Below are 12733 nucleotides of genomic sequence, written 5' to 3' on the forward strand. Positions count from 1 at the left end.
TCTCTGATTATCTTTCCCAACGCAAACTTTCCATTATCCTCCGAATATCGTTCTGCAAGTACATGGCCGCAGGAAGGATGGAATCATAATTTGGTTTAGCGTAGAAATAAAGGGAACCCGTCACAAAGTGGTTGATGCTGTCGGTCACATAAAACTGTGATTGTGATGCCGCATTTCCGCTTACCTCATAAAACATTCCGTACACGCCATCTTCTTGGTTTATAAATGGCTGCTCTACGATATTATCGGCTTTTACCACATGCTCGTAGGACAATTTTTGGGCATCCACCAATAGCGTGTCCAAATTTCCCTGAACCGGTTTGTAAGTAAGATAGATAGATCCTTTCATCATGGGATAGTCCAGCACCATGGAACAGTCCTTGGTCTCCTTGATTTCAGAGAGGATGTTTTTATCAAAAGTATATGCGCAATCCGGCCCGGACTTGGTGTAATCGGCTGTGGGATATTTCAATCGCAACATGGCCTTGGGCTTAGGCAAAACTTCGTCTTTGCAGCCCATAAAAAGTGCTGCTAACACAATAAAAAATAAAATCCTATGCTTCATGGGGCAATGTTACTTTTATGCGTTTCAATCGCTTTTTGTCCATACTTTCCACAACAAACTGGTAATCTTTGAAGAACACCTTCTCTCCTATTTTAGGGAAACTGCCCGAAATTTCCAGCACAAATCCGGCAATGGTCTCCGATTCCCCTTTCTGGCTTTCAAATTCGTCCTCTTCCTCGATCCGTACCACACGATAAAAATCCTTTAGGGTGGTTTTTCCATCAAAGACATAGTTGTGATCGTCCAGTTTGGAGAAAATCAGGTCTTCATCATCAAATTCATCACTGATGTCCCCGACAATCTCTTCGATAATATCCTCCAGGGTAACTATTCCAGAGGTGCCACCATATTCGTCCACTACTACGGCCAAGTGGTTCTTTTTGTCCTGGAACTCCAATAATAGATCGTCCAGCTTTTTATTCTCGGGGACAAAATAGGGTTCGCGTATCAGCGACATCCAATTAAAACTCTTTCTGTCGATATAGGGCAAAAGGTCCTTCACATAGAGAACGCCCAGAACATTGTCCATATTTTCCGAAAAAACCGGAATACGGGAATAACCGTTCTTTTTTATTTCCAAAAGCACCTCGGGAAACTTCATTTTCTCGTTCACGGCAAAAATGTCGATTCGAGGCCGCATTACCTGTTTCGTATCCGTATTTCCAAACGTCACGATGCCTTCAAGAATCTTTTGCTCTTCCTTGGTCGTATCCCCTTCCGAGGCCAGCTCAAGGGCCTGCGATAGATGGTTGATGCTCAAGTTTGATTTCTGTTTTCCAAGTTTATCCTCAATAAACAAGGTGACCGACCGCATGGGTGCGCTCAATGGGGTGAACAGAAAATTCAATCCTTTTAGGGGAATTGCTATAAAATGTGAGAATTGTACCCGGTTCCTATTGGCATAAATCTTTGGGAGTATCTCTCCGAACATCAAAATCAAAAAGGTAGCCACCACTACTTCCAATAAAAACCGGAGGGTTCCGTCAATACCTTCAAAAACTGTGTCGCCTATGGAGCTGAACAGAAGTACGATACCAATATTGATGGCATTATTGGTAATGAGAATTGTGGCCAATAGCTTTTTGGGCCTCGTTAAAAGTTGGGCTATGAGCTTGCTTTTGGAAGAGCCGCTCTCCTGCATTTCGTTCAAGTCGGTCTGCGAGAGGCCGAACAACGCCACTTCTGCTGCAGAAATCAATGCAGATCCGGCCAGAAGAAGTATGAGCACAACAATTTTTAAAGTGAAAATTCCACTAAAAGCTGTAAAGTAAAATGCCAAACAATAGGGTTCGGGATCCAATTTAGTATTGCTTTAAACTTTTATTTTAGAATGGTAGGTCATCATCCTCTTCATTGTTAGCCATGGGTTCCGAAGGATTACCGGCATTGGATGGCTGTTGGTAATTGGAGGACGAATCCGAAGTTTGCGCATTGGCCATACTTTCTTTTTTAGTGGTCAAGAAAGTAAAATCCTGCACATGCACTTCTGTCGTATACCTTGTGTTGCCGTCCTCACCTTGCCATTGCCTGTTCTTTAGACGACCTTCTACATACACCTTATCTCCTTTGCTCAAATATTTTTCACAAATTTCCGCGGCCTTGTTGCGCACAACAATGTTGTGCCAATCTGTATTGGTCACCCTTTCACCGGTCTGCCTATTGGTATAGGTCTCATTGGTGGCCAAGGGAAATCTGCCAATACAGTTTCCACCTTCAAAATAGTGCATTTTCACTTCGTCTCCCAAATGCCCGATCAGCATTACTTTGTTCAATGTTCCGCTCATATCTCTTTAATTAGTCAAAAGTACTAAATTTTAAATGTCCTGATAAAATCCGCGATCAAAACTGGAACGGGGAACTCGTCGATTTGTTCCCAAGGTGTTCCACCCTCTAATATAGGAGAAGTTTTCAGTATCCAAAATTGTGTATATAAATGTTGGTGGGACAATTTGTGCACAATGGGTTCATTATTATATAAGGATAGGGATTCCAATTCGGCAAACACTTCCTTTTCCTTTATTCTTTTTGTCAATTCTTCCTCATGAAGCGTTTCTTGGGACTCGATCAACGGAAACTGGTAGAGGTTTTGCCAAATACCCTTTCCTTTTCGCTGCTCCAAAATGGTTTTCCTATTGTCGTCCACAGCCACCAAATAATTAAAATGTCTTTTTCGCACCTTGGTCTTGTTCTGTTTGATGGGCAACTGGTCCACTTTGTTCTCTTGGAGCGCTACGCAACTTTCTTGTAGCGGACACAGCAAACAATACGGTTTTTTAGGGGCGCATTGTATAGCGCCAAATTCCATAATGCCTTGATTATAATCACGGATGTTCTCCCCGTCCATTGCCTCCCGGGCAAGTTCCTTAAAGTATTTGATGCCCTGGGTACTATTTATAGGAATATCCACCCCAAAATAGCGGGACAACACACGGTACACATTGCCGTCGACTACCGGCTCCGGAATATCAAAACAAAAAGACGCAATGGCACTGGCGGTATAATCGCCCACTCCCTTTAATGATTTTAGCCCTTCGTATGTATCGGGAAACTTTCCATTAAAATCTTCCACCACTATTTTTGCGGTCGCGTGCAGGTTGCGCGCCCGGGAATAATATCCCAGTCCTTGCCAAAGTTTCAGAACCTCGTCCTCCTTTGCATTGGCCAGATCGTGCACCGTAGGGAAAGCTTCGGTAAACCTTAAATAATAGGGCATTCCCTGTGCCACCCTGGTTTGCTGCAGCATAATTTCGGAGAGCCAAATATGATATGGATCCCGGGTTTTTCTACATGGAAGATCACGTTTATTCTCTCGATACCAGCTAAGGATTTTTTGGGCAAAAGTCATCCGCAAAAGTAATAAAGACCAAATGTATCAGTTTATATACTTAAAATTAAAGGGTTAAAGGGAAAGATTAATTATAATGTTTATATTTGCAAGCCGAAAAAAATTTGAAAATTAATAAGAAGAAATGACGAAAGCAGATATTGTAACTAGGATCTCAGAAAAACTAGGTATTGAAAAAGGAGACGTGCAAGCGACAGTAGAATCTTTTATGGAGGAGGTTAAATCATCCTTGGAGAATGGAGACAATGTTTATTTAAGAGGTTTTGGTAGCTTTATCATCAAGACCAGAGCGGAAAAAACCGGTAGAAACATCTCAAAGAACACTACCATCAAAATTCCAGCACACAATATCCCTGCATTCAAGCCCGCCAAAGTTTTTGTAGAAGGCGTAAAAACCAATGTACAAGTAAAATAATATAATTAACAACACTAAAGCAAGAGCCATATGCCGAGTGGAAAGAAAAGAAAAAGACATAAGGTAGCCACGCACAAGCGCAAAAAGCGCAGAAGAGCTAACCGACACAAGAAAAAGTAGTTGTTTCAACTACTTTTTCGTTTTACCCTATTGCGTTCTTTGACATAGAGATTCAAGAAACGAATTTCAATCGGTTTGAGAGACAACCGATTCTATATATTGTTTAATCATTTATCCCCAAACTTCATGAGCGGGATAAATAAAAATCGATTCAGGTGAATAGAGAATTAATAATAAGATCTACGCCGGATGCAGTCGATTTTGCCTTATTAAAGGATGGAAAACTAGTAGAATTACACAAAGAAGAAGACAACAACAACTTTTCCGTAGGGGATATCTTCCTAGCCAAGATCAGAAAACCCGTTACAGGCCTCAATGCAGCATTTGTCAATGTAGGTTATGAAAAAGATGCGTTCCTGCACTACCACGACCTAGGCCCGCAACTGTCTTCCATGTTAAAATTCATCAAAAAAGCTAGAACAGGGAAGCTTAAAGATTATTCCCTTAGAAATTTTCCGTTTGAAAAAGACATTGACAAGAATGGCAGCATCAACGATGTGTTGAAGGCCAATCAGTCATTACTGGTACAAATAGTAAAGGAACCCATATCCACAAAGGGACCCAGAATCAGCTCCGAGCTTTCCATAGCAGGGCGTTACTTGGTCATGGTACCTTTTTCCGACAGAGTCTCGGTATCACAAAAAATAGCGAGCAAAGAAGAAAAAGACCGCCTTATCAGGCTTGTAAAAAGTATCAAGCCCAAGGGTTTTGGAGTCATCATACGTACCGTAGCAGAAGGCAAAAAGGTTGCAGAACTGGACAAAGATCTTCAGAACTTGTTTTCCAAATGGACAAACATGTGCAAAAAACTGCACAAAGCGCCCCATCCATCCAAAGTTTTGGTGGAACTGAACAGGGCATCATCCATCCTTAGGGATGTCTTCAATGATTCCTTTACCGGAATACATATTGATGAAGAAACACTCTACAACCAAATCAAGGATTACCTGCATGAAATTGCACCAGAAAAGGAATCCATTGTAAAGTTGTACACCGGTTCGGCCCCGATTTTTGAAAAATTCGGGATAGAGCGTCAGATCAAGACCTCATTTGGCCGAACAGCATCCATGAGCCGCGGGGCTTACCTTGTTATTGAGCACACCGAAGCTTTGCACGTTATTGACGTAAACAGCGGTAACCGCTCCAACAAGGCGAAAAACCAAGAAGATACCGCACTCGAAGTAAACCTATTGGCCGCAACGGAAATTGCAAGACAATTGCGTTTGCGGGATATGGGAGGTATCATCGTGGTAGATTTTATTGATATGACCAAGGGCGATCATAGACGAAAGTTGTTCGATCACCTTAGGGACGAAATGAAGGACGATAGGGCAAAACATAAAATTTTGCCTCCCAGTAAATTTGGACTCGTTCAAATTACCAGACAAAGGGTACGTCCAGAAATGAACATCAAGACCAGCGAGGAAAATCCCAACGGCACCGGTGCCGAAGTGGAAGCTCCGATAGTTTTGATAGACCACATTCAATCCGATTTGGAGCGAATCTTAAAAGGTGACCACAAAAACAACGGACTTGTATTGAACATACACCCGTTCATTGCGGCCTATCTTACCAAAGGTTTTCCCTCCATTCGTTCCAAGTGGTTCAAAACCTATAAAAAATGGGTCAAAGTACAACCTAGGGATGCCTACAAGTATCTTGAATATCGTTTCAAGGACAAAGATGGCAAAACCATAAGACCACAATAAACAGCGACTCCAGAAATGGGGTCGCTTTTTTGTTTTATGTACTTTTGATTTATGGAACATACAAAAAGTTATACCCTTACCGAGGCCACCAAAAAGATGGAGCGTTACTGTGCCTACCAGGAACGCTGCCATAAGGAAGTGACCCAAAAACTACAGGGCATGAACATGATTCCTGAAGCGATAGACCAAATTCTGGGCCACCTCATCCAAGAAAACTTCCTTAACGAAGAACGGTTTGCCAAGGCTTTTGCACGGGGAAAGTTCCACATGAAGAAATGCGGCAGAACCCGAATTGTACGAGAACTTAAATTCCGTGATATTTCCGCTTACAATATTAAAAGTGCCCTTGCGGAAATAAGCGATGAAGACTACTTGGAAACCTTTGACGAACTTGCAAAAAAAAGGTTGCATCAAATCACGGAAAAAAACCCGTTAAAGAGAAAGAAGAAATTAGCGGACTACCTGCTTTACCGAGGCTGGGAAAGTCATTTGGTCTACGAAAAGGTAAACGAACTTATCAAATAGCATCAATCTTGCAGCAATAGTTTTTGCGTGCGTTCCACTGCTTTTTCATTCTTCCAGTCGATCCATTCTTGACCTTTGAACTTGCGCATCAAATTATCAAAATGCCGCATCACGAAGATATTGTAGACGGCATGTCCAAAATTCTTGGGCTTTCTGGGAATCGACCTCAGACTCATGGAAAATCCAGGTGTGATATATTTCATGTGGTGCCAATACCCTTCGGGTATATAGAGCACATTGCCGTGTTCCAGGTTCGTTATATAACCTTTGGCATGTTTCAAGGCTGGCCACTTTTCAAGATCAGGGTCGGCAAAATCGATATCTTCACGCGTAATCAGGGAGTGCGGAATCTTGTACAAAAACTTTGTTTCGGATTGCGAATAGAGGATGCACTGCTTTTTTCCTTCAAAATGAAAATGGAAAATATTGGCCAAGTCAATATCATAATGCATAAAAGTGTAGGAATCCTCACCACCAAAAAAGAGCATCGGCAAACCTTTCATCAACCGAAGTCCAAAGTCTGGATACGAAAAGTCTTTTTGGAGCTCTGGGACTTCCTTTAAAATGTTCCAAAGAAAAATACGGTATTTGGTAGGACCGCTTTTTAGAAGCTCCACATAGTCGGCCATCTTCATTTTGGCATGTGGTTCGTTGAATCCTTCATCGTGTTTTACCGGACGATCATCGTACAAGGGCACTTCCTTGTCCCCGGCAATCTCTTTCATATAATCCAAGTTCCATTTGGAATACGCCGGCCAATCCTCAATAAAGCGCTCGATTACAACGGGCTTTTGGGGCTTGAAATATTTTTGGATAAACTCTCTCTTCGAAAGGGTCTTCTCCCGAGGTATTTGTTCAAGGTTCAGCTTCAAAATTTCAAGGAATTTGAAATAGCTAAATTACTAAAAGGTTTTTAAATCTTTGCCTGATCTATTCCTTGTGGAACAATTTGCCTTTCTTTTAGGCTGCTTCGTTTCGCTCTATTTAAAACTATATCGCAAGCCAAATAGAACATTACTTGGCGGCATAGGTACAAAGCCAGACTCTATGTAATCTGCATCGAAAATATTATTTGCGGTAATGGTAAACTCTGCCTGTTTTACTTTTATAGCCAATGATGCATCCCAAACATTATATGTTTGTCCTGTAGTACGTTCTGCATACTTATAGATTATATTTTGACGTACGTTTTTGAACAATTGTGTGCTTAATCGTGTGGTGTATTGGTGCTTGAGCGTGTTTAAAGAGTAACGTGACAATTCTTCATTCTGGTCTAAAATATTGTCATCCAAAAACGCATAGCCAACGCTTAATGTTTGGGTATAGTCCTTAAATTTAAAATTATAAGCAGCGTCCAACTCCAAGCCTTTTGTGTTTACCTCGGTAATATTTGTTGCCACAAACACATCTTCAGAAACATTGTTTCTTACATAATCTATTAGATTGTCTGCATCTCTATTAAAAACGGCAACGCTGACATTAAATTCGGGTGTGGTATACTTTAAGCCCAATTCTTGGGCAAAAGCTTCTTCTGGCTCCAAATCTTCGTTACCACTGGTAACCGGATCATTGTAAAACAAATCCGTGTAAGTTGGTATACGGTAGGTATAACCAATATTTCCATACACCTTGAAATTATTGGTAAGATCATAACCTACATCCAATCCAGGAAAAGCACGAAACTTAAAATCTGAAAAATAGGTTAATGCCACACCTGGAGTAATATCCAGCTTGTTGTCTGCAATGCTAAAACGATGTTCCAAAAACACATTGGACATAAAACGGCTTCGGTTACCCAAGTTGTTACTTCTAAGATATATTTCAGAAAGTTCTACCCCAAAACCCGTAATTCCTAATTTAGAGGCATAAGAAGCATTGGTTTCTACGCCTATCTTGTTGGAAATATGCATGTTCCTATAAAAACCAGGATCATTTCTCCGTAATAGAAATAAATCTTGATTACGTTTCCAATAGATTCTTGGCTGTATTCTTAGATTGTTTTTCTTAAAGGTGGTAGAAAGCGCCAAAAGGCTGTTTTGGGTTTCTTCGTACTCGTTAAACGTAGGATTGGTGGTGTAAAAGTTCTCAGCCCCAAAATTGCGCTCCATGAAAGTAGCTGTCATTTCAATAGGCTGTGCATTTTTATTGAAAATGCTTTTTAAAAAGTAATTGCCATTATCGTAATCCGAGTTATTTCTATACCCCTCAGAAGTCATCCTTCCCACATGTATAATATGAGACGAGTTTTCCTTATCCACACCAGCGGTAACGCTACCATTTAATTGTCCAAAAGATCCGGCTTCTACGTTTAAGGAAACGGAATTGTTCAAATTCTTCTTTGTAATGATATTGATGGCCCCAGTAAAGGCGTTTTGTCCAAAAACCCGTGCCGCAGGGCCTTTTATAATTTCTATTCTTTCTATAACCTCTAATGGCAAAGCAGCGTTCATGGTATGGTGACCCGTTTGCGCATCGTCCATTTTGACGCCATCAATTAATACTAGGGTTTGATCAAAACCACCACCCCTTATATACAAATCTGCTTGGCTACCACCTGTACCGCGTCTTCTAATATCTACCCCTGCAACTTGTTGCAATAAATCCGCAACATTGACCGCTGCACTATTTTTAATATCAGTAGAGGTTATTATGTTTATAGTTCTAGAATTTTCCTTAAATGGAAGGTTGATTCGGTTTGCAGTTACTACAACTTCGCTTAACGAATCTACCTTAACAGCGTCCTCTTCTTGTGCTTGTAGTTGAAAAGCACCAGCTATTAAAATCGCAGAAAATAAAATTGATTCCTTCATTATTTGAGCTTGTAACGTAGGTTTTTAGGCCATTTAAATTAATGCTGCAAAAGTCCTAACTTTCCGGACGATTAAACTAGTCCGCTTTTAAAACAATGAATAGTCCGGTTTTTGATTTGTTGGTCCAGCTAGTATCCATAGACAAGTCTATTGTACAGCCCGTATATGTGCAAGTGGCACAGCAAATCATGAACGCCATACAACGAGGCTATTTGGAAAAAGGCAGTAAATTGCCCGGAACACGGGTTTTAAGTCAGTTATTGAACGTCCACCGCAATACTGCCGTGGCCATCTATGATGAATTGGCCTCGCAAGGATGGGTAAACATTATTCCCAACAAAGGAACTTTTGTGGTGGTTCCCGAAGATTCCAATCTAAAAATTAAGGCAAGTACGCAGCACATTTATCAGGCATACGAGTATCCAAAAAGTCCAGGATTCCCGTTTCAGCAATCTTTTAACCTATCATCGACCAAGGAAGAAACCTCTTCCAAATATGCTATAAGTGATGGCAGGCCCGATTTGCGTTTACACCCCGTGCATCAATTTTCCAGATGGTACAGCGCTGCAATGAAACGAAAGCCACTCATCAACAAATGGAATGGAACTAGTGTTTTAACCCCTTCCTTTTTTAGCACGCAATTTTGCAATTACCTAAATGCCACACGAGGATTTCATATAAAACCAACCAATTTATTAAATACACGTAGTACGGAAATGAGCCTATACATCGTTTCACAGGTACTCATTAATCCAGGTGATTTGGTACTAGTTGGACAACTGAGCAATTATGTAGCCAATATGATATTTCAGCAAGCGGGGGCAAAAATAAAAACCGTGCCCGTAGATGACGAAGGTTTGGATATTGGATACATAAATGAACATTTTATACACGAGAACATTCGTTGCATATATATTTGTTCCAATAGGGACTATCCTACGACTACAACATTAAGCACAAAAAGAAGACTGCAATTATTGGAATTGGCCAAAATCCATGGTTTTGCCATTGTAGAGGACGATTTTGATCATGATTTTCAGTTTGAAGGATCTTCCATGTTACCCATGGCCAGTGCAGATGCCGATGGAAACGTTATTTATTTGGGAAAATTAGGTCAGTCTTTATTTCCGAGTTTTCATACGGGTTTTGTCGTGGCTCCAGAACAGGTCATTACCGAAGCCAATAATTACTTGCAATTGTTGGATACCCAAGGTGATTTAATACAGGAACAAATGCTTTCTGAATTGATATCCGAAGGCGAAATATATCGGCTCAAGAAAAAAAATATTGTTGCCTACAAACAACGTAGAGATGCTTTATGCGCTTTATTAAATCAACACTTTGCCAATATCCTTGATTGGCAAATACCCTCTGGAGGGCTTGCCATGTGGTTACGATTTAAAAATCCAATATCCTTGGTAAAACTAGCCGAAGAAGCCGAAAAACTAGATTTATTCCTGCCCAAAACGATTCTCTATCAAAATAAAAATACCTGTGCCATACGTTTTGGTTATGGGCATTTAAACGAGGAAGAACTTAAAATCGTAATTGAAAAGTTACAACAAGCGTACTTTCAGTTGGTAGCTGTTTAAAAAAAGGGGGGGTAAAAAAGTAATACGATGTCATATTGAGCTTGTCGAAATATTTTCAACTTACTGATAATCAATATCGGTTTCGACAGTCTCAACCTGACAAATCAAGTTATGAATACTTCTTAGACGCCCTCTCTAAACATTCAAATTTATCTATATTGCAAAGATGATAAAAGCTGAATACCGCCGTGCTTAAAAAAATGCGTTCCATAACGTATCAAAATCTGGACTGGAAAGCGGTCCTCTTTGTTTTGGTGGTGGTCGCGGTCTTTATCCGTTTTCCGTTCTTTTTTAGGGATTATGTGGATCGCGATGAGAGCACTTTTATCCTAATGGGACAATCTTGGGTCAACGGACATTTGCCCTACACCCAGCTTTGGGATCTAAAACCACCGATTACCTTTCTGTATTTTGCCCTCATCATCAAAATTTTTGGGAAAAGCTTTTTTGCCATTCGCTTTTTTGGAGCGGTAATGGTAGCCTTCACCAGTTTGTTTACATATTGTATCGCAATAAAAATCACTACAAAAAAAGTGGCGTTCTGGACCGCTATCTTTTGCGTATTTTTTCAAAGTCTTTTTGGGAGCCTGCAGGGGGTAATGTCCGAACACATTTGCACCTTCTTTTTTGTGGCAGCCCTATATATTTTGGTTCATAAAACCGATGCGAAGTGGTTCTTTACTTCAGGGCTGTTGTTGGGCCTGTCCGTGATGACAAAGTTGAACATGGCCTATCCCGTTTTCTGTTTGGGACTCTACTTTTTGTGGGAAGGATTTTATGAAAACCATGCATTGAAAAACATTAAAAACCTGGTGTTTATGGGCGCAGGTTTTTTTGTGACCATTGCATGCACGGCAATTCCATATTACCTTCAAGGAGATACCCAAATTTGGTGGGAGTCCATTTTTGAGGCGCCCTTGGCCTATTCCGAAGGGAGGTTCCACTCACCTTGGAGAACATTGCCCTACGTGGGAACCATTGCATTGCTGTTGGGCTCAGGTTTCTATTTAAAACTTATCGATTGGAAATCAAAAAACACACAATTGTTGACCATTGTCGTCATAGGGATTTTAATCTCTTACGTGCAATCGGGCAAAGTGAATGGGCACTACCTCATCCAACTCTATCCATTCATATTGATTCCATTGGGCATGGCAGTTGCCAAACTCCCTCCCATTCAAAAAAAATACCGTGCTGTAATCATTGTCCTTCTGATATTGGTTCCGATGGAATCCTATTTGGAATATGACAACGTCATCTCCAACAAAATTAACAAGGGCTCTTTTTACAATGGCGAAGGCATCGATGTCCCCAGATACATTCTAGACCATAATCTGGAAACCGAGCATATCTTTTTTACCGAGTACCATATCGGTTATTGGGTCCTGGATGAAACCCCTCCCACCAAACCTGCTACGCATCCCAGCAACATAACTCGCGAAGAGTTGTTTCCCTATATGAACATCCCGCGAAAATCTGGTGTCGAAGAACTCAAATATATCATGGAAGTGATTCGACCAAAAACCTTGGTGGCCCGAAACGGCAAAAAGATTTTTGATAAAAAACTGGTGGAGTATAACAGTTATATCGATGCTTACTTAGAAAAACATTACCAATTGGAGGCTACCGTGGGTAGAGGTCTTATTTACCAACGTTTAGAATGACTCCAGTTATAAATAATTTTATTGAACAGGTCTTGTGATAAAATTGCATTGCATGCACCTATATTTAGTAGACTCAAAAAACGGAAAAAGTTTAAAGAAAATGTTCTTGCGCGAGTAATAGATTTCCGACCGAGCGGCTTTGCAATTAGGACATACAATCGGGTTTCCTAAATCATCGGTAGCATAACTTCTAACTTCATCAAAAATTTCTTTGGCCCTTTCCCTATCCGAAGTATAGACCTGAAGCCTAACACCTCCCATGGCATTGCTGACCATCGAATAGGAGTTAATGGTATTCTCATCCTTTAAGAATACTGGAATTCCTTCTGCTTCGAGCTTACCTTTAATGACCACGGCATCCGCGGGAAACTCAAATGTCCCCAAAGTATGAAACTCCTTTTTCATTCAGTTAAATAATTCATTCGGCAATTGCAAAATTCGTGATATTTCCTCACAACACAAATGTAGCACTTACGCTGATTATACAG

General features: G+C 40.7%; 12 protein-coding genes. 5 read left to right on the plus strand and 7 right to left on the minus strand.

Annotated elements, in window-relative coordinates; all coding sequences use genetic code 11:
• Positions 1-7 precede the first annotated feature (7 nt).
• The 4 genes from gldD to mutY are packed head-to-tail and all read right to left on the minus strand — an operon-like array spanning position 8 to position 3410.
• Complete coding sequence (gldD, locus tag SD449_RS11080) at positions 8-565, minus strand: gliding motility lipoprotein GldD (RefSeq protein ID WP_318310636.1); 558 nt, start codon at positions 563-565, stop codon at positions 8-10.
• On the minus strand, positions 555-1865 hold the full coding sequence (locus SD449_RS11085; protein ID WP_318310637.1) for a gliding motility-associated protein GldE: 1311 nt from the start codon (positions 1863-1865) through the stop codon (positions 555-557). The genes gldD and SD449_RS11085 overlap by 11 nt, the downstream gene beginning before the upstream one ends.
• A 25-nt stretch (positions 1866-1890) precedes the next feature.
• Positions 1891-2349 (minus strand): single-stranded DNA-binding protein, encoded by a 459-nt coding sequence (locus SD449_RS11090; protein WP_318310638.1) that lies wholly within the window; start codon positions 2347-2349, stop codon positions 1891-1893.
• 23 nt (positions 2350-2372) lie between these two features.
• Positions 2373-3410 (minus strand): A/G-specific adenine glycosylase, encoded by a 1038-nt coding sequence (gene mutY, locus SD449_RS11095; protein ID WP_318310639.1) that lies wholly within the window; start codon positions 3408-3410, stop codon positions 2373-2375.
• A gap of 124 nt (positions 3411-3534) precedes the next feature.
• Between mutY and SD449_RS11100 the strand changes: the two genes are divergently transcribed.
• The 3 genes from SD449_RS11100 (at position 3535) to SD449_RS11110 (ending at position 6179) form a co-directional block, all read left to right on the plus strand.
• Positions 3535-3825: an HU family DNA-binding protein gene (locus tag SD449_RS11100; RefSeq protein ID WP_014032385.1), complete on the plus strand. Its 291-nt coding sequence runs from the start codon at positions 3535-3537 to the stop codon at positions 3823-3825.
• A 275-nt stretch (positions 3826-4100) separates the two neighbouring features.
• Positions 4101-5654, plus strand: coding sequence for a ribonuclease E/G (locus tag SD449_RS11105; RefSeq protein ID WP_318310642.1), 1554 nt, complete (start codon positions 4101-4103; stop codon positions 5652-5654).
• 51 nt (positions 5655-5705) lie between these two features.
• The gene (locus SD449_RS11110) at positions 5706-6179 is read left to right on the plus strand and encodes a regulatory protein RecX (protein WP_318310644.1); all 474 of its coding nucleotides are present in this window, start codon (positions 5706-5708) and stop codon (positions 6177-6179) included.
• 2 nt (positions 6180-6181) lie between these two features.
• On the opposite strand, the gene SD449_RS11115 is transcribed toward SD449_RS11110, so the two are convergent.
• Entirely contained in the window at positions 6182-7051 is an 870-nt protein-coding gene (locus SD449_RS11115) for a cupin-like domain-containing protein (protein ID WP_318310645.1), read from the minus strand.
• A 108-nt stretch (positions 7052-7159) separates the two neighbouring features.
• Positions 7160-8989: a TonB-dependent receptor plug domain-containing protein gene (locus SD449_RS11120; RefSeq protein WP_318310646.1), complete on the minus strand. Its 1830-nt coding sequence runs from the start codon at positions 8987-8989 to the stop codon at positions 7160-7162.
• 95 nt (positions 8990-9084) lie between these two features.
• Here SD449_RS11120 and SD449_RS11125 point away from each other — a divergent pair, with 95 nt between their 5' ends.
• Entirely contained in the window at positions 9085-10581 is a 1497-nt protein-coding gene (locus tag SD449_RS11125) for an aminotransferase-like domain-containing protein (protein WP_318310648.1), read from the plus strand.
• A gap of 200 nt (positions 10582-10781) precedes the next feature.
• Complete coding sequence (locus SD449_RS11130) at positions 10782-12245, plus strand: ArnT family glycosyltransferase (protein WP_318310649.1); 1464 nt, start codon at positions 10782-10784, stop codon at positions 12243-12245.
• Positions 12246-12263: 18 nt separating this feature from the next.
• Here the strand turns inward: SD449_RS11130 and SD449_RS11135 are convergent, their stop codons facing one another.
• On the minus strand, positions 12264-12650 hold the full coding sequence (locus SD449_RS11135; protein ID WP_318310651.1) for a putative signal transducing protein: 387 nt from the start codon (positions 12648-12650) through the stop codon (positions 12264-12266).
• Positions 12651-12733: the final 83 nt, after the last annotated feature.

Source organism: Flagellimonas crocea (assembly GCF_033441595.1).
GTDB lineage: Bacteria > Bacteroidota > Bacteroidia > Flavobacteriales > Flavobacteriaceae > Flagellimonas > Flagellimonas crocea.